Here is a 17221-nt window from a genome sequence, read left to right on the forward strand (position 1 = left end):
CTATCTTCACTCAGATTAGCGAAAGGCCGCGGTGGAAGTAATCTCGCGGCCGTGGATCAGCGCGAGGACCCCATTGGTTCCATCGGGGACCTGGAACACGCGAGCATCGCGCCACATCTGCTCAAGCCCGACCTCCTCGCAGATACCCAACGCCCCCATGAGCTGCATCGAAAGGTCGACAGCGCGTAGCGATTGGCTCGTGGCAAATCGTTTAGCCATCGCCGAGGTGCCATTGCCGCGTAGTCCATGATCCAGCGCATCCAATGCCGAAAGGCACATCAGCCGCGACGCCGTGACGGCGGTTTCGATGTCTGACAAGTCTTGTTGGACTAACTGCATGCTGGCGAGAGTGCGGCCAAACTGTTTGCGGTTTGCGCAGTGATCTCTTGCGATCTTATAGGCTCGTGACGCGATGCCGGTGCAGATCAAGCCGAGAAGCGGCCGGTTTCCGTTCCACATCAGCGTCATGTATTTTCCGGCATCGCCCGGCTCGCCGACAATATTCTCCACCGGCACCTCGACGTCGTCGAAGAAGACCTCGCTGAGATGCCCCTGCCTAACGCCGGTGATTGGAATTTCGCGGATGGTAACGTTCTTTGCTTCATGAAGGTCCACGATGACGCGGCGATTAAGTGGACGGCCCCTGTCGTCTGCCCCCGTCGTGCAGGCGACAACCATCACGTCGCAGATCGAGCCATTGGTAATCCAAAGCTTTTGCCCCGAGATGATTGCGCGTTCACCTCGTACTGTCAGCCGCGTCGATATTGCGTTCGAATCCGAACCTGACCCGCTTTCACTCGTCGCGGTGCAGGCAATTTTGCGCCCCGCGGTGAGGTCCGGCAGATAGCGCGCGCATACGGCCTCGCTGGCGCCGGCGCTGAGGCGCACCGTGGACCCATCGTGCGAGATCAGTGAGATCGCCACGACCGGCGGCAGTTGCTCCAGCATCAATCCGAAGTCGAGAGCCGCCATTCCCGCGCCGCCCCGATCGGCCGGAAGCCGCATCGAGGTCACGCCGAACTCCGCCAATGCAGCGTAGATTTCGAGCATGGCTTGCTTTGGCAAAGACCGGTCAGGCGCATGCCGGTTGAGGATCGGCTCGAGTGTCTCCAGCGTAAGCCGTCGCGTGGCATCGACGAGCAATCGCTGCTCTTCCGTCAGTTGAAAATTCATCTCGCTACCCATCGCTTGTTTGCTTCGCTCAACTTGCTTCCCTGATGGAAGCGCAGACTTCGCTGGCGAGCTTGATCTTCAGCAGACACCGAAACATCCCGGTCGCGCCTGTGTGCAAAGACTCCGATATGGTCGAGGGCTGCGAGAGAGGGGCCGTGAGACGTCTTCGGCCTATTAGCGTGCGACATTTTTTTGGACATTCTTATAGTACGTGTCTTTCTTCGTGATCTTTGTGCCCCTGTACTCCAATAGATCGACGCCGAGGCAATCGAGCTTGCTTCCGTCTGTCTGCGTAGCAGTAACCCGCCACTCGATGACAGCCTTGTTGCCCATCACCCATGAGCGTTCATCGTTCCATTGCAGATCGGAAGAAGCAGCAAGTCGCGCGCGGATCGCATCCATCACGGTGTCCTTGCCTTTGAAGCGCGTACCCCAGAAATCGGATCCTCCCGGCGTCAGCATTTCAACGTCACTTGCGAACAATGCCTCGATCGCATCGAGGTTATGCTTATTGAAGGCGGCCAGGTACTCGCGCACGACTGCCTCGGTGACAGGACCATTCGCAGCTTTGTCGACCGTGGCGAAGATGAACTCCTTCGTTCTCCGGAAGAATTCGCTGCTCTCTTGGGCCAGTTCATTCAATTCGTCGAAGTGATCGCTGGCGGGAACGTCGTAGCGCTCCATACTTCTTTCTGTCATGGCGAAGGCATTCGCGTAGATATCTGATTGTCGGTGGAACTCCGGCGTCTCACGGCCCCCGACGACAACAAGCTGCGGAGCGTTCGTTGCAGGAGGGTTGTTCATTGGGCTCTCGGCCTTGGCTTCCGCCTCATCCATCTTGAGGCCCGCGTTGATGGACGTTGGGAGCAGCGGCACAAGGTCGAACAGGCCCGAGACGGGTATGCCGCCCCTCAGGAGATCGCGCGGCAAGTCGCTGCCGTGGGACGGCCAATCGGTCGCCATGAGCATTGCCGTAATATGCCCACCCGCCGAATGCCCCATGGCGAAAACCTTGTCTCGTGAGACGCCTAGATTAGATGCGTTGCGCCAGATCCAAGCCACTGCGCCGCGAGCTTGCTTGCTGATCTCCGAGATTCGTACCGTGGGGCATAGATCGTAATTTACGATCGCGATGGAAATGCCGTTCTTGACGAACGGCTCGGCGAGGAAGCTGTAGAAGTCCTTGCTTCCGCGTTGCCAGTATCCACCGTGGAAAAAGACAAGAACAGGTGAGTCCTTTCCACCTTGTGCAGAGAAGAAATCCAATCGCTCGCGCGGACGGCTTCCATACTCCAAATCCAGCCGACAGGGAGCGATCGCACGATAATCGTCGGCTCTCTTCACCCAGGACGGCCAAATGTCGGTTTCGAAGTCTGGCCGGTACATCCGCAGCGCGTACTGCTTCTCCAGTCCAGCGTCGTCATAGTGGAAGAACTCAAGCATTCCTTCAGTTCCTTGCAGGCTTTTCGATCGGTTGAACCGGACGAAGCCGTTTCGTCCGATCGCGAACCTATCGTGGTGGTTGAGGTCCCCGCCGGGAGGCGAGAGCAAATGTCATGAATTTTTTTGCGAACTGGTCGTCTGCGAAGTGGGGACTGGCGAATACTGCGTCGCTGCCCAGATGTGCGACTCCGCACTCTGGATAAGAGGTCCGTCGCGCTCCGATTCTGCCGCTGCACTTATCCAATCGGGGTCGGCCACGAGACGTGCCCACGCCTCTTGCATCGCGTCGATGGTGCGCCACCGCAGAATGTAGTGCAGTTCGCTGATGAAGGAGCCGCCATGCACGGGCGTCCAGAATCCGATCACCTCCATTCCGTGCCGCTCGAAGAGCGCCACGAGGTGGTTCTCGAAACGCGCGTGGACGTTCAGCAGCTTGCCAGGAGTGGCGACGTACTTGCGATACTCGAAGATCATGCATTGACCCTTCTCGATGGATCTTGCGGAAAGTCGGGAGATGCTCGGTAGCGCAGGGCACTGACAGCGCCCTGCGCGACTCGCAGTCGGGTTGGGTTCATGATTCCAGCCAACTCTTGGGCGCCGCCCACTTCATCAGCGCCGCGTAGGAAAGGCCCGATAACAACACTGACGGAAGGGTCGCCGTCACATACTCGTAGGGCGTGCTGGACGCGAACGTCAGCGGATCGAGCAGGAACATGTACGTGGCAACGCCTACGACCAGCGCGACAACCGCGAACGGGTTCACACCGCCCACGTAGTGGTAGGGCGTGCCCGGTCCGTGCACGAAGATCCCCGTAAGCGACGCCTTACGGCGCAGCAGGAACGTGTCGGCAAGCTGGATGCCGCACACAGGTGCGAAGGTCAGGCCGAGGAAAGCGAGAAACACCGGAATATTTCCGTACAGCTGCTTGGCAAAGAACGTCGATACGATGAACACCGGCAAGATGCCCAGCAGCGTCGCCACGTTCCACGGCAACTTACCCTGAAGCGAAGTCACCTGACCGATGCCGACTGCGAACACGTAGGTTCCGACCAGCAGCGTGCCGAAGTTGGCCAGGATGATGAACAGCAGGATCGGGACAGCCCCAATCGGTCCCGCGAGTTGAAGCAGGAACTTCGTCGGGTCGCCAGCGGAATCCGGCACTGCGAGCGTGGCCGCGAGACCGATGACTGAAACGCCGGCAACGGACAGTCCGATGCCCAGGATCATGGGCCACATCGAGCGGCGCGGACCATTACCCAGCCGTACCAGGCCGCCGATGTATGGCCACCATGCGAGGTTGATCGCCATCAGCAGTTCGACGCCTGTGGTGAAATTGTATCTCCGAGACTCGCTAGCGTACGCGGGCTTGGCGGCCAGTAGCTTGTCCAAGCCGAACCCGTTGATGATCAGGAAAATGATCAAGGCGCTGAGCACGAGTATGGAGACCGCCACAAGCGTGCCGACCATCGATACCGATTGGGCGCCGCGCGCCAGGGTGATCCATACACCGAGTACGGTCGCAGCAATAACAGCGATCTGGACGCTGGCGGCCTGATCGGCGCCGACCAGCCCGAGCGACACTCCGATTTGTGACGATGCCTGGCCGAGGAAGATGGTCAGCACCGAATTCCACCCGATGACGGAGAGCGCAAGCAGAATCAGACCGAAGTATGCGCCTCGCGTGCCCATCTGGGGCCGCAGTGCCGCCACCGAGTCAATGCCGTACTTAGCAGTGATCGGCAGAACGGCCAGAACCGGAATGAGAATGCCGAGCATCGACCCTGCGAGCATCGCCACGACGCCCTGAGTGAAATTCAGATACGCAGCAGCGGTAGCGCCGATGATGAACACCCACGTGGCGACGGCCACACTAACCGCGACGCCGAACAAGGTCGTCGTCGACCAGATCCGGTCGCCCGGCGCTGCCGGCCACCAGCCCTCATCGTTAGCTCGCGTGACGTAAGACGCTGTCGACTCGCTCATTGCATCCCCCCAATCACCAGTGCGACCAAAGGAAGAACCCCTGCCACCAGAATTGCCAACACGTAGTCGCGTACGCGCAGAGAGGTCTCCTCGGAGGCACTCTGCTCGACCACACGAATCCTTTGAGCGAGAAGGGAAGCCAACTCGGCTTCATGACCCTGCATTGCAGTGTTCGCGGAAGTAACACTCTCCGCTGGAGCGAAGTGCTTGGACATTTTCAGGCTCCCGTTTTCATAGTTATGTTGGCGCGCACGTCACGACCACGCCCCCCGCGCACGTGGGGGATCACTTCCTCGCCGATCAAACGGATTGTCTTCAGGTGGTTTTCGTGGCCGAAGCCATCGATTCGTAGCAGCACCTCATCGACGCCTTGCTCCTCGAGCTTGCGGAAGGTCTCTATGAAATATTCGGGGGTGCCGACAATCACAGCAGGGGTATGCTGCATGAGGGCTTGGATGTCGTCCTTGTGCTTCAACAGGGGTTCGATCTGCGCCATGTATTCGTAGGACGCGTTCTTCGACATCCCCTGGTACAGATCGACGATGGCCTTGAAGTACTGGAGCGCTTGCGCTTCAGCGACCGCGAGAGCTTCCTCCCGCGTTTCTGCGCAGTAGGCCGTGCAGACGTAGTATCCGTAATAGTTGTTGCGCGGCTGTACGTTCGGCTCGCTCTCGGTGCCTTCGACGTAAGCGCGGACGCACTGACGGATGTAGTCCCAGCCGAAGTAGCTGTCCGCTGAGACAACGCCGAGCCCCTTTGCACCTGCCAAGCCGTGGGTTTTCACGCTGGTCGCGGTGACTGAAAGTGGTGGGTACGGCTTCTGGATCGGTTTGGGAGTGACTTGGCATTCCCCAACCTGCCAGAATTTGCCGTCGAAGGTCAGCACGTCGTCGGTGAACGCTCGACGCAGCAGTTCAATGCCCTCAGTCCACTGTTCTTGAGTGGTGGCGATAGGCACCTTGAAGGCATTCAGGGTGACCTGGTTGTTGGATCGGCCGGTGCAAAGCTCGTATCGGCCGTTGGAAATGATGTCCATCGTGGCGGCGCGCTCGGCAATCATCACGGGATGATTGTACTGAACGAGGATCGAGGCCATCGAGCGAATGATGATCGACTCAGTGTTCTCTGCCACAGCGGCATACAGCACTTCTGGAGCAGAGACGCTGAACGATGGCGGACTGAAGTGCTGCTCAGACGTTCCCCACGCAGAGAAACCCATCTTATCGGCGAGCGACACCTCGTTGATCATCTCGCGATAGCGTTTCGCCATCGTCGTGCCGGTGAAATCACCCTCTTGCAGAAAGCCTACGCGCATACTTTTCTTCCTCCCTGGATTATATCTGTCCGTGCTTTGGCAGCAGAGGCGAAACTCGTTGGAACGGCCTCGTGAACTTCCGAGGTCCGCGCCCAGCGATCGGTCAGCGTGACATGCGATCTCGATCCAATCTCAATGGCCGACCCCTTATCGGATCGCGCTGTTGCCCAATCCGCGATGAGCTGTAAAACCTCATTCCTCCTCCTTCCGATTTGTCGGAACTCTCGCTGCGGTGATCGTCACAGTGCCGCCACCACCGACTTCGACTCCATGAAGTCATCGACTGCGAGCCGACCCAACTCGCGGCCCCAACCCGACTCCTTGTAACCGCCGAACGGCAGCGCCGCGTTGAGCATGTGGTACTGGTTGATGTAGACGGTGCCGGCCTGGAGCCGCGCGGCGGTGGTGTAGGCTCGCGACAAGTCTGTCGTGAACACGCCCGCGGCCAAGCCATACGAAGTGTCGTTGGCCTGCCGAATGACATCGGCAGGATCCGTGAACGGCATGGTGACCAGCACCGGGCCGAATATCTCTTCTCGCACGACGGACATATCGGGGCGGGTATCGGTGAGTACGGTCGGCTTGACGAAGTACCCTTTGCTGCCGTGCCGCTCGCCGCCCGCGGCGATCTGGGCGCCGTCGCCCTTGCCCGCGGCGATGTAGCCAAGGATGCGATCGAGTTGCTCTTCGCTCACGAGCGGACCCATCTGGGTCGTGCTCTCGGCGCCCGGCCCTAGGACGATGCTGTTGGCGTAGTCGCTCACGCCAGCCACAACTTTGTCGAAGATCGATTTCTCGACGTAGAGCCGCGAGCCGGCGTTGCAGGCCTGTCCGTGGTAAGCGAAAATCGCGTTAGCTACGGCGGGGATGGCGGTGGCGAGATCCGCGTCGGCATAGACGATGTTGGGTGACTTCCCGCCGAGCTCGAGCGAAACCTTCTTGAGGTTGCCAGTTGCAGCGTGCACGATTTTCCTGCCGACCTCAGTCGAGCCGGTGAACGTGACTTTGTCGACGTGGGGGTGTGCCGTCAGAGCGGCTCCCGCGTCGCCGTAGCCGGTAACTACGTTGAGCACGCCGTCTGGAAGTCCGGCCTCGCGCGCGATTTCCGCTAAGCGCAATGCCGCGAGCGGCGTTTGTTCAGCCGGCTTGACCACGACCGTGCATCCGGCGGCGAGAGCCGGACCGAGCTTCCACGCGCACAAAAGCAGCGGAAAGTTCCACGCTATGACGACGCCCACGACCCCGACCGGTTCCTTCTGCGTGAACGCGAGGTACTTCTGCCCGAGCGGAATAGAGCTTCCTTCCAGCTTCGTCGCCCAACCCGACATGTAATGGAAGACGTCGGCGGCAAAGGGGATGTCGCCGTGACGAGCGACCGAAAACGGCTTGCCGTTGTCGAGCGTCTCGATCATCGCCAGCTCGTCGGCATTCTCGAGGATCAGGTCGCCGATCCGATGGACGACCTTGCCACGCTCCGATGGGGTCATGCGCCTCCAAGGCGCGTCGTATTCGAAGGCGTTGCGCGCGGCGCGGACGGCACGGTCGATGTCCTCCGCACCACCCTTCGGAACGGTCGCGAGCAGCTCTTCGGTCGCCGGGTTGATGGTGTCGAAGGTTTCGCCGGATGCGGCAGGCACCCATTCACCGCCGATGAATATCCGGTGAGAGCGTGCTGCAAACTCAAGAGCGCGCAATGAGGTCGAGGAGGTCTGCGTCATCAACATCGTATCCTTCAATCGTCCTGACCGGCCATGGGTATCGGTGACCTTTTGCTGGAATTCATCGTCCGCTGTAGACCGGCGCTCGCTTCTCCATGAAAGCCTGACGGCCCTCGAGACGATCTTCCGTGTCGCGCAAGTGGCTCCAGGCCAACTCGCTCAACTGCATGCCGAGAGCGGGAGGAGCGCCCTCGGTCTGTGAAGCAAGCATCTTGATAAGCTGCAGAGACAGAGGCGCTTGCCGGGCGAGAGAGGCGCCGTAAGACCGACTAAGAACAGCGAATTCCTCGGCCGGAAAGATCTTGCCGACGAGACCGACCTCGACAGCACGCATTGCCGATAAGCGCTCTCCGGTCAGCAGCAGATGCATGGCCAGCCCCCGCGGTAGCCAGCGGAAGATGTTCCAGACGCCGCCTGCTCCGGGCAGACTGCCGATCGACACTTCGGGAAGACCGAACTGGGCCTTGTCGCTGGCAATGATGAGATCGCACTGAAGCGCGAGCTCGAAACCGCCGCCAAGGCAGAAGCCGTCGACAGCAGCGATGAGCGGCTTGCGGCGCGGTAGGTTGGTCAAGTCCAGGAGCCGGATGTAGAGTCCCGTCCGCGATGCCGAATCGAGGTCCTTCCCGTAAGCCTCCGCGTAACGCGGAGCATCGGTCCCGACGGAGGAGAGATCGGTTCCCGTAGAGAAGGCGCGCCCTCCCTCTCCAGTCAGCAGCACGACCCTGACGTCCGGGTCGGCGTCACAGCGAGTAAGAGCGTCACGCAATGCTTTAAGGTGATCGATATCGAGCGCGTTGTGCTTTTCGGCGCGGTCGATGGTGACGATCGCCAGTCCAGCTTCGATGTTTGTGAGAATTCCCATGGCGCCCCTCAGACACTGACGCTTGAAAGGGAACGACCGCCGCAAACGTAGATCGTCTGCCCAGTCATGTAGTCATTGTCGGGTTCTGCTAGGAACAGAGCCAGCCGCGCAATGTCATCGGGCCGGCCAATTCGCTTGCGCGGCACCGAGGAGCGCAGATTTTCTTGCACATTGGCGTCGAACCCGAGGAAAAGCGGTGTCTCGATAATGCCGGGCGCAATGGCGTTGACAGTCACGCCTTTGCTGGCGAATTCGAGGGCAAGGCTGCGAGTGAGGCTGACGACACCGCCCTTCGCAGCCGAATAATTGCTCTGTCCGAACCCGCCAAGCCAAGCGCGCGACGAGATATTGATGATCCGCCCCGCCCCCTGCTCGAACATGATGGGGGCGACGTACTTGCATGCCAGGAATTGAGATCGCAGATTGGTCGCAATGACGACGTCCCAATCTTCCTCTTCCATGTTCACGATGCGCTTGTCGCGCACGATGCCGGCGTTGTTGACCAGAACGTCGACGCTGTCGAAGGCCGTTCGCGTTGCCTCGATAGCCCCCTTCACGGCCGCACCGTGGGTGACGTCGACCTCTAGAGTGAGAAGGCTCTTTTCGCCCGCGACCTCAGAGAGCCTTTCCTTCGCCTCAGCTAATGCAGCGCTATCCCGATCGAACAGCACAACGTTATAGCCATGCTGGGCAAAATGCTCAGCGATGCCGAAGCCGATGCCTCGAGCGCCGCCGGTGACGATGACGGTTCGTTGTTCCATCATTACACCGCCAGCACATGAACAGATGAGGCGGCGTGGTCGACGCCAGCGATGCCGCCGCCAGTGCATTGAGTTACGCCGACCCGCGCACCCTCAGCCTGACGGCCTTGCGCCTGACCTCGAAGCTGCCAGACGATCTCGACCATCTGCGCGACGCCCGTGGCGCCGAGTGGGTGTCCCTTGGCCAGCAGCCCGCCACTCGGATTGACCGGCACGCGGCCCCCGAGACTTGTCGCGCCGCTCTGAAGGAGCGACGCGCTCTCACCGGGAGCACAAAGACCGAGCGCTTCGTAGTAGATGAGCTCGGCAATCGTGAAGGCGTCGTGCAGTTCGACGACGTCCACTTCGCTCGGGTCGACGCCGGCTTCTTCGTAAGCCAGCCGCGCCGTTCGCGCGGTTATCTCGCCATCGAGAATGTCTCCACACCCGAGTTCTTGGTGACCCGACTGCACAGCGGAACCGAGGATGCGCACTGGCTTGGCGCTATTGGTCGGCTTGCGGGTCGTGAGAACCACACACGCCGCGCCATCAACGACCGACGGACAGCATTGCAGCAAGGTCAGCGGCTCCGCGACCTGCCGCGAGGCGAGCACCTCCTCGACGGTCACTTCCTTGCGCTGTTGCGCATACGGGTTGCGACTGCCTGCGGCGCGATTCTTGACAGCGATTTGAGCAAGGACCGACAGCGGAAGGTCGCGCTCATGCAAGTAGCGCATCGCCCGCATCGCGTAGACCGATGGAAGGGTCAGGCCTTGAGCAGCGTAGAGCTCGGTTTTGTAGTCATTGCGCTGAAGAGGGATAGTGCCGCCGCCAAGCTGGCTAAGCATCTCCACGCCCCAGACGACGACGGTATCGTACTTGCCGAGCTGCAGAGCCATCCGCGCCAGATGCACGGCAGTCGCACCGCTGGCACAGGCATTCTCCACATTATAGAGCGCAGGTCCCGTGATCCCGAGGTCGCGAACCAGCACTTGGCCGAGGATCATGCCCCCGAAAACGTTGGCGTTATACATCGCCTGAATGTCGGAAAGCTCGATCTCTGCATTGCGCACGGCACCGAGAACGGCTTCCTGCACGAGGTCCTGCATCGAGCGGGTGTGCCGGGCGAAGGGCGTCATCGCCGCTCCGGAAATGTAAACCTCACGCATTACGCGGCCCCCGCAGCAGGAACGAAGACGAAGCCCGATGCGTTGTCGCCGGATTGCCGACAGCTCAATTTCATGCCGATAGCAACGTCTTCGAGTGGACACTCGATCCGGCCAAGCACCCGCACCTCCTGGGAGAAGTCGGCCATTGCGAGCACGAAAGGTGCGAGACCAGATTTTGGATTCGGATGAATGACTGTGAAGCTGTAGAGCGAAGCATCCCCGTGAATCTCAAGATCTTCATATTGTGATGCAGACGGTGCAGTTGCGGGCAGGCGGGGGAAGACTCCCAAACCAGTTTTTCGGCTCCTCGATGCAAGAAGGGTCATCTCGCCCGACTCGTCTGAAACAAAGGCATATTCAGCAGGCATTACAGCTCCGATCGACAGAATGATTGCTCAGAGTGGCAGAAACTTCTTCCGTACGTAGGCCCCCAAATTCTCATTGCTGAATGATCTATAGTCACTCTGGTTTGGTATTCTCCTCCGCAGCCGCCAACGAACCGAAGTGGCGCTACTTCGGTCAGGACCATTCATGCAGATGTTCAGTGTGGTGATTGCTCTGCGAAACTGTCCGCAGCGTATTGCGCTGGCGCAATGACACTGAAGGCAGACGCCAGTAATGACGGCCAAAGCAATGTTCAGACCGTTTGCCGATGAAGAGGCGCTGCTAAGAAGCGTTTGCCTTGGCACTAAATCCAAACGCCTCACGGCCGATGCGGATATCGTCGTCGACGGTGACGGCGGCAAATTCCATGTTCACACGGTTAAGCGCCATCGCACTTTCGTCACGGCCGAACTAATCACGCGATCGTTCATGGGGGCAACTGCTCGACGACCCGTTTCATCCCCTCGCGCCTTCGAGCATCAGAGGAATGAACTGCTGCTGAGCATAGACGAGCGGACGCAGCTTGCTGTTCATATTGATGTCCGCAATCTCGCCGAGGACGATGGTGTGATCACCACCGGGGACCACTTCGGATAGACAGCAGGCGACGGTGATGGCACTCCCCTTGAGCAACGGCAGTTGCAAAGGACCTTCAGTCCAATCAACACCGTCGAACTTGCCTAAGCCCTTCCGGGCGAAACACCGTGCAAGCTCCTGCTGGCCGTCGGCCAGAACGTGGATAAGGAAGCGGCGCGTCGCACGAATAGCCGTTAGGGTATCCGAGTGATGGTCGAAGCAGGCGAGCATGAGGGCGGGACTCAACGAAAGAGGCGTCACTGCCGACAGCGTCGCGCCTGTCGGGCTACCATCCCGAGCAAGCGTCGTGATGACCGTTACCGCGGCCGGCATGGCGGCCATGGCCCCCTTGAAGACATTCGGGTCGATGCCGTTGCATTCGACGACAAAGTGAGGATCGAGGATGTGGTTCATACGCGTTCCGTCTTTGGCATCAGTTTCTCGGCCACGCCTTCCGGCCGAGCACATCGGGAAACCAAACTTGATGCGGTGGATCTGGCGACGATTTCGTCGGACGGCGTGTCGGCGCCTCTCATCGGGCAACTGCCAGAACTGCTTGTCGGTCAACAACAAGAGCGACCTTCCCACCCATCAGTCCGAGCGAATTCTCGATGTCTGAGTGCTTGAGGCCGTCAATGCGCAAGGGAAGATCGTCCATGCCTGTTTTCTCGATCTGCGGCAGTAGCTTAGTGAACTACCAGCTCGCCAGAAGCCATCTTCCGCCGCGTCACGCGACAAAACGACAGTATTCCGCGTATTGTGTCGGGTCAATAGACACGTTTCGCGTTTATTGACATTTTTTGGACCACGATCCGCCGAGGCGGCAAAAGCGGGGCAGGATGGCGAAAAAGCTTACGACTACAGACTACTTACGACTGGCAGCTCCGCTCTCGGACGTTGACCGACAAATCGTGTCGATGCTGCAAGCGGACGGGCGCCAGTCGTTCGCTCAGATCGCGCGCGACATAGGCATCGCCGAGAAAACGGTGGGCCAACGCGTGCGGCATCTCCTCGACGAAGGCATCATCCAGATCACTGCGCTCACCGATCCCAGAGTGCTCGGTTATGGCGCAGCAGCGCTCCTCGGCCTCACGACCGATCCCAAGGTACCGGCTTCACGGATTGCGGAGGCGCTGAAGAAGATTCCGGCGATCGACTACGTCATTATCGCGACGGGACGTTTCGCAATCTATGCGGAGATCCTGTGCCCCGACATGAGCAAGTTGCAAGAGACGATCGAGGCTCAAATCGGCCCTATAGAAGGGATCAATTCGATCGAGGTCTTTCCTTATCTAAACCTGCTCTATCAAAACGCGCATTTTGCTTCCGCGCGAACCAAAATCGATGCGCATGACGGGATTCGACCGCGCGAACTCGATCAGACCGACAAGAATATCGTGAGAGCGCTCAGTGGAGATGGGCGCGCATCCTTTCAGCAGATCGCCGACGATTTAAATATCTCGGAAACCCAGGTGCGCACGCGTGTGAAGCAGCTCACCGAGTCGCGAATCCTCGAGGTGATCGCGCTCATTAATCCCATGGGCCTTGAATACCGGAGCATGGCCTTGGTGGCATCGCGCGCAGCACCAGGCCACCGGGTTGCCGACCTTGCCGACGCGCTGGCACGCCTGCCCAATACGACTTACGTCGCGATTTGCGCGGGCCGGTACGACATCTTTACGGAAATCATATGCAGGTCAGAGCACGAGCTGCTGGAGATTATCGACAATGAGATACGGCGCTGGCCGTCGGTAGCCTGCGTGGAAGTGTCGATTTACATCGACCTGCACTACAAGCGCCTCACACCTATCCGCGACGCCGATGCTCAGTTGCTCGGAACTGACCGGTTTACTGTACGATGAGCCGCGGACCGAACTTCTCTCATTTGGCTTATCAAATTGGAAGAACGAGGATCGAAGTCTCGTCTGGTCAGGGAAAGTTGTGCGACACGTGAGATCCACCGTTGAAAGTCGACGTTGAATCGCCAGGTCGACTTACGCTCTGTCTGCCGGTGGATAAGCAAGCGTCAACGTCTGCTAGGTGTCGACCGCTCATCAAAAGATCGGAGATAGTTTCCAAAACTGGACGTTGGACTACGGAAATGGGTTGAGCGGGTGCATGTTGTTTGTCTCTCCACCAAGAATAAACATGCACGGCTGACAAGCAGACAGTTCGCATGCCCTGGTGTAAGGGCAAGCTAATCGGGGCTGAGGCCGATCCAGGCGTGGTCGATCCGAACCAAACTTCAGATGCAGGCAAGGCACTCTGTTCAACTCGCCATGGCCTGACGCAATACATCAGTAAGCAGACTCGGTCGGCAATAGCCTCCGCCTCGCCGATCATGCGCGCGATCGATTTCCGCTCATGGGACAAAGCGGTCTCGCGATCAGTCTTCTTTGCGGAGGAAGCGGACATTTTCGAACTACTCCCCCAGTAAGCTGAAAGCTTCTCGTATCTTTTGCGCACCACATTAAAAAGCGGGAACAAGCACGATAAGTTGAGCCGGTATGATCGCGCAGACAGTTTATTTGTGTCCTGATTTTGCGCCCACAAAGCATGCTAGACTAGACCCGGGTGCGGCGGCCCGTGACGTGACAGAGCATGACCTCGACTTGGAGTAGTGTCATAGCCTGAAGAAACAAATGTGTGGAGCGGGCCAGATAGGACACGTAAGGGAGCGTTTGCTCCTCTCCCCTTCCACCTTTACCGGCACGATAGAGGATCAGTTGGGTCCTGGCATCGAAGGCGAATCCTCCGTGGTGAGATGCATTACGGAGCTGGTTGTCGAATTCACCGCACAAAGCCGCGAAGACCGGATTGGAGGCGAAGGGATGGCAGCGACTCGACTTGTCGAGGGTAAGATACTTGTCGCGTGTCGTCGTTTGGAAGGTATCGAAGGGTCGGCCTTCGATGATGTTATTGATATAGGCCAGAATGTCGACAGAGGACGAAAACGCCTCGAAAGCGTTGCCGTAGAACATGCGCGTGGCGTCAAAGTTTATCGTTGATGCGGCATCCGCGGCGGGAATTACCACGCCTTGCGTAATGAGAAACAGGACCTGGGAAAAATCGCTATAGGCCGCGAAGTAAGCACGAATGAGATCGAAATTGCGAGTTCCCCGCTCGGCCGCCAACGCGTCATAGATTTTAAGGAAGCGATCGAACTCGGAACTTCCTAGCAAGGGCTGGATGCTCGCGAATGCGTCCTTGAAGCGGGCGAGGAAAGCGGGTTGACAGAGATTGAGTAGGAAACGCCATAACCAATCATCAAAGGTCCTTAGCGGATCAGACAAATAGAACGTCGCGCTGGCCTCTTCCATTTTGCGGTCAGACAGCTTTTCGTGGCCGTTGCGGCGCAGGGACCATGCCTTTTTGAGGAGCCGCCATTCGCCCAAAAAATCTGGACGCCGCAACGGCCGCTGCTGACTTAACTGGCCGATCGGGGTCGGTTGTCCGATGTAGCCGGCTTTCTCGGCAGCCAGCGACATGGCGTGCATCTGCTGCAGGCGTGGAAACGCCATATCGGCGTGGCGCTGCTTCTTGGGGACGATGAAATTGGCATCGACATTGACGATCGGTGCGCCGTCGACCTCGACGCAGTGTTCGGGTTTTCCAGAGCCTCGAGCCGCCAGCCGGCTTTGGCAAAATCGAGATGGACGGCGACGGCCATCGGCTCGCCGCAGACGGTGCAAGGAAAGCGATGATCTTGGTAATCCTCCTGGCCGGGCCCGATGCGGATAGTGTGAGCCTGGTCACAGGTGAGGCACTTAAAGGCGGTGCGAACAATCATGATGGGCAGCGCTTTCGAAAACCGGTCACGTGATCATTTTGGCCCGGCGCAGATAGGCGATTTCGGTCATCATGTCGCCCGTTCGGAAGGTCAAATGGCGCAGAGGCCGCAAAGCCGCCCACAGATCGCGGTGGGTGCGGGATAGGTAATGCAACGCATCGAGCCCCAACCACCACGTGCCAAGCGCATACACTCGCAGCAATTCACCGACGTCACCACCTTCGGCGGCGCCGGCCAGAGAAGTTAGCTCGGCTTGTAGATCGGTGAGCGTTTTATTGACACCCTGCAACAGTGTTTGGTCATCTGAGGAAGCGGCCAAAAGCTGGCGACCAAACAGACCGCGGACGATGCTGGAAATAACCATTCGATCCTGCAAGGAACCGTGATCCAGCATCGTCACAGCAATCTTCTCCACCGCACGACCGTTGAGGGAGATCGAGCTGCCATCGAGAAAATCAATGCGTCCTTGCGACCGCAACACTTTCTCGTGGCGCGCCAGCTGCACAAGCATGTCCAAGAGCGCTTTCGATAAATCGATGATTGCATGCAGCGAGCTGCCGCCGCGGGCGAGATTGGTCAGTGGCTTCTTCTTGCACTCGATCAGAAAAATGCGCTCCGAAGTTTCGACGAGTACGTCGATCTCCGGGATCTTGCCACTGAGTGGATCGCGATACTTGCGGCCGGCGATGATGGCATCGTGATTAACGCCTCGAACCACCAGTGCTGCCTGATGTTCGAGGGCGGCACCCATCGTATTGTCCAGAGTGTCGGGTGGCGGATTGACCTTACTGACGGGCGCCTCACGCATACGTTTGTAGAACCACTCGTAGAGCGCGCGAGCGAGCAGGGCGCGTGGCGGGATGAGGTAGAGATCACCGACGATCTTGATGAGTGGCACGTACGGAGCGGTGCGCTTGGCGGTATCGAGCGGCGTCGCGTAGCCGTGGTTCAAATTGTCCGATCCGGTGGCCATGGAGGACAACATGGCGGCTGCCGCGGCGAAGTCTATGTCGGCGTGGGCAGTCGGCGCCGTGACGACGAACATATCATCGGCAGCAGCTTTCAGCAGCGATCCCGACAAAGTGCACCAGTTTGCCATTGTCTGATCCGGCACCGGATAGCCCTTCGACGCCATGAATGACAGCCACGCATCCATCAACTCGCTGGCATAGCGCGGCTGCCATTGCTGGAAGCTGAAGAGTTCATCGTAGAGCACCAAGTCCTGTAGCGTGTCCTGCAGGCCCTTGGGCGCTATGTCGATCCCATCGTATGCGGAGTACGGCTCGACATCGAGAGTGGCGCACAGATCACGCGCGAGATCGACAACCACAGACCAATCCTGTTGCGCCGTCGTCGACGACGGCTGTCTATGAATATGCTTCATCGCCAGCTGAAACAGGTAGTGCCATGGGATTGATGGAAGTCGTGCGTTGCCGATCTGATCGACGTTGCGGCCATAAAGGAAAGAGCCATCGAACATGCGATCGGTCCGAACATATTCGCGTACGATTCGTTCGGCGACAGCTCGACCGCCGAGACCGGCCACCAGACCATCGATACGGGCACATGCCCGTTTGAAGGCGGCGGCATCTAACGCGATGCCGCCCTCTAGAAGATCGAATGTATAGCCTTGATTTTTGAGCCGCTCCGCAGCATGCGCGACAGCATGCTCGCGCGAGAAACGCTCCAGGTGATACTGGCCGGAATCCCAATGCACAGCGGCGGCGAGAGCAAGATCGATCGCCCTTGACCAGGGTTCGAAGTCTGTAAGTGGCACAAGCGCAGTCGAGAGTTTTGTCGCATCCCAAATGCAGTTGATGGCGGTGACGGCGACTGCAGGGGCCCGCCCCGCGATGGCAGCCATCTTGATCGTTTTCTTGAGCCTGAACAGGTCTTCATTGCGCAATCCAGGCGCCGGCCGCTCCAGGATATTTTTGATCTGGCCAAAGATGGTAGCACCATCGAGCGCTACCGAGCCGTCTAGAGTCTTGGCTGGCAGCTCGCGTTTTTCCAGGAGACGTAGAAATGCTTGGACGTTGGGAGCTTTGATCATTTGGAATCCTG

General features: G+C 58.9%; 15 protein-coding genes. 1 reads left to right on the forward strand and 14 read right to left on the reverse strand.

Going from position 1 to position 17221, the window contains the following annotated elements; genetic code table 11:
* Positions 1–15 precede the first annotated feature (15 nt).
* The 12 genes from AC1DK3_RS16275 to AC1DK3_RS16330 all read right to left on the reverse strand — a co-directional run bounded on the left by AC1DK3_RS16275 (position 16) and on the right by AC1DK3_RS16330 (position 11934).
* The gene (locus AC1DK3_RS16275; protein WP_477193293.1) at positions 16–1173 is read right to left on the reverse strand and encodes an acyl-CoA dehydrogenase family protein; all 1158 of its coding nucleotides are present in this window, start codon (positions 1171–1173) and stop codon (positions 16–18) included.
* Between the two features lie 174 nt (positions 1174–1347).
* Positions 1348–2616, reverse strand: coding sequence for a nuclear transport factor 2 family protein (locus AC1DK3_RS16280; protein ID WP_477193294.1), 1269 nt, complete (start codon positions 2614–2616; stop codon positions 1348–1350).
* 111 nt (positions 2617–2727) lie between these two features.
* Positions 2728–3090: an NIPSNAP family protein gene (locus tag AC1DK3_RS16285; protein ID WP_477193295.1), complete on the reverse strand. Its 363-nt coding sequence runs from the start codon at positions 3088–3090 to the stop codon at positions 2728–2730.
* Positions 3091–3187: 97 nt separating this feature from the next.
* Positions 3188–4600: a cytosine permease gene (locus AC1DK3_RS16290; RefSeq protein ID WP_477193296.1), complete on the reverse strand. Its 1413-nt coding sequence runs from the start codon at positions 4598–4600 to the stop codon at positions 3188–3190.
* Complete coding sequence (locus AC1DK3_RS16295) at positions 4597–4815, reverse strand: hypothetical protein (RefSeq protein ID WP_477193297.1); 219 nt, start codon at positions 4813–4815, stop codon at positions 4597–4599. Before AC1DK3_RS16295 ends, AC1DK3_RS16290 begins: the two co-directional genes overlap by 4 nt.
* 2 nt (positions 4816–4817) lie before the next feature.
* Positions 4818–5915: an LLM class flavin-dependent oxidoreductase gene (locus tag AC1DK3_RS16300; protein WP_477193298.1), complete on the reverse strand. Its 1098-nt coding sequence runs from the start codon at positions 5913–5915 to the stop codon at positions 4818–4820.
* 239 nt (positions 5916–6154) lie between these two features.
* A complete protein-coding gene (locus tag AC1DK3_RS16305; RefSeq protein WP_477193299.1) occupies positions 6155–7633 on the reverse strand; it encodes an aldehyde dehydrogenase family protein in 1479 nt (492 codons plus the stop codon).
* Positions 7634–7694: 61 nt separating this feature from the next.
* Entirely contained in the window at positions 7695–8498 is an 804-nt protein-coding gene (locus AC1DK3_RS16310; RefSeq protein WP_477193300.1) for an enoyl-CoA hydratase/isomerase family protein, read from the reverse strand.
* Positions 8499–8506: 8 nt separating this feature from the next.
* A complete protein-coding gene (locus tag AC1DK3_RS16315) occupies positions 8507–9262 on the reverse strand; it encodes an SDR family NAD(P)-dependent oxidoreductase (RefSeq protein ID WP_477193301.1) in 756 nt (251 codons plus the stop codon).
* Positions 9262–10407, reverse strand: coding sequence for a thiolase family protein (locus AC1DK3_RS16320; RefSeq protein WP_477193302.1), 1146 nt, complete (start codon positions 10405–10407; stop codon positions 9262–9264). The genes AC1DK3_RS16315 and AC1DK3_RS16320 overlap by 1 nt, the downstream gene beginning before the upstream one ends.
* Positions 10407–10775: a Zn-ribbon domain-containing OB-fold protein gene (locus tag AC1DK3_RS16325; RefSeq protein WP_477193303.1), complete on the reverse strand. Its 369-nt coding sequence runs from the start codon at positions 10773–10775 to the stop codon at positions 10407–10409. Before AC1DK3_RS16325 ends, AC1DK3_RS16320 begins: the two co-directional genes overlap by 1 nt.
* Before the next feature lie 472 nt (positions 10776–11247).
* The gene (locus tag AC1DK3_RS16330) at positions 11248–11934 is read right to left on the reverse strand and encodes a flavin reductase family protein (protein ID WP_477193304.1); all 687 of its coding nucleotides are present in this window, start codon (positions 11932–11934) and stop codon (positions 11248–11250) included.
* A 272-nt stretch (positions 11935–12206) separates the two neighbouring features.
* Between AC1DK3_RS16330 and AC1DK3_RS16335 the strand changes: the two genes are divergently transcribed.
* A complete protein-coding gene (locus AC1DK3_RS16335) occupies positions 12207–13229 on the forward strand; it encodes an Lrp/AsnC family transcriptional regulator (protein WP_477193305.1) in 1023 nt (340 codons plus the stop codon).
* A 702-nt stretch (positions 13230–13931) separates the two neighbouring features.
* On the opposite strand, the gene AC1DK3_RS16340 is transcribed toward AC1DK3_RS16335, so the two are convergent.
* Both AC1DK3_RS16340 and AC1DK3_RS16345 read right to left on the reverse strand, forming a co-directional pair.
* Entirely contained in the window at positions 13932–15059 is a 1128-nt protein-coding gene (locus tag AC1DK3_RS16340) for a hypothetical protein (protein WP_477193306.1), read from the reverse strand.
* 123 nt (positions 15060–15182) lie between these two features.
* Positions 15183–17210, reverse strand: coding sequence for a nuclease-related domain-containing protein (locus AC1DK3_RS16345; RefSeq protein ID WP_477193307.1), 2028 nt, complete (start codon positions 17208–17210; stop codon positions 15183–15185).
* Between the last annotated feature and the right edge of the window lie 11 nt (positions 17211–17221).

Source organism: Hyphomicrobium sp. 01T421, from assembly GCF_056398805.1.

Excerpts from the sequence above, each read along its gene's own strand:
- AC1DK3_RS16275 (WP_477193293.1), bottom strand. The coding sequence starts at position 1,173 with ATGAATTTTCAACTGACGGAAGAGCAGCGATTGCTCGTCGATGCCACG.
- AC1DK3_RS16280 (WP_477193294.1), bottom strand. The coding sequence starts at position 2,616 with ATGCTTGAGTTCTTCCACTATGACGACGCTGGACTGGAGAAGCAGTAC.
- AC1DK3_RS16285 (WP_477193295.1), bottom strand. The coding sequence starts at position 3,090 with ATGATCTTCGAGTATCGCAAGTACGTCGCCACTCCTGGCAAGCTGCTG.
- AC1DK3_RS16290 (WP_477193296.1), bottom strand. The coding sequence starts at position 4,600 with ATGAGCGAGTCGACAGCGTCTTACGTCACGCGAGCTAACGATGAGGGC.
- AC1DK3_RS16295 (WP_477193297.1), bottom strand. The coding sequence starts at position 4,815 with ATGTCCAAGCACTTCGCTCCAGCGGAGAGTGTTACTTCCGCGAACACT.
- AC1DK3_RS16300 (WP_477193298.1), bottom strand. The coding sequence starts at position 5,915 with ATGCGCGTAGGCTTTCTGCAAGAGGGTGATTTCACCGGCACGACGATG.
- AC1DK3_RS16305 (WP_477193299.1), bottom strand. The coding sequence starts at position 7,633 with ATGACGCAGACCTCCTCGACCTCATTGCGCGCTCTTGAGTTTGCAGCA.
- AC1DK3_RS16310 (WP_477193300.1), bottom strand. The coding sequence starts at position 8,498 with ATGGGAATTCTCACAAACATCGAAGCTGGACTGGCGATCGTCACCATC.
- AC1DK3_RS16315 (WP_477193301.1), bottom strand. The coding sequence starts at position 9,262 with ATGATGGAACAACGAACCGTCATCGTCACCGGCGGCGCTCGAGGCATC.
- AC1DK3_RS16320 (WP_477193302.1), bottom strand. The coding sequence starts at position 10,407 with ATGCGTGAGGTTTACATTTCCGGAGCGGCGATGACGCCCTTCGCCCGG.
- AC1DK3_RS16325 (WP_477193303.1), bottom strand. The coding sequence starts at position 10,775 with ATGCCTGCTGAATATGCCTTTGTTTCAGACGAGTCGGGCGAGATGACC.
- AC1DK3_RS16335 (WP_477193305.1), top strand. The coding sequence starts at position 12,207 with ATGGCGAAAAAGCTTACGACTACAGACTACTTACGACTGGCAGCTCCG.
- AC1DK3_RS16345 (WP_477193307.1), bottom strand. The coding sequence starts at position 17,210 with ATGATCAAAGCTCCCAACGTCCAAGCATTTCTACGTCTCCTGGAAAAA.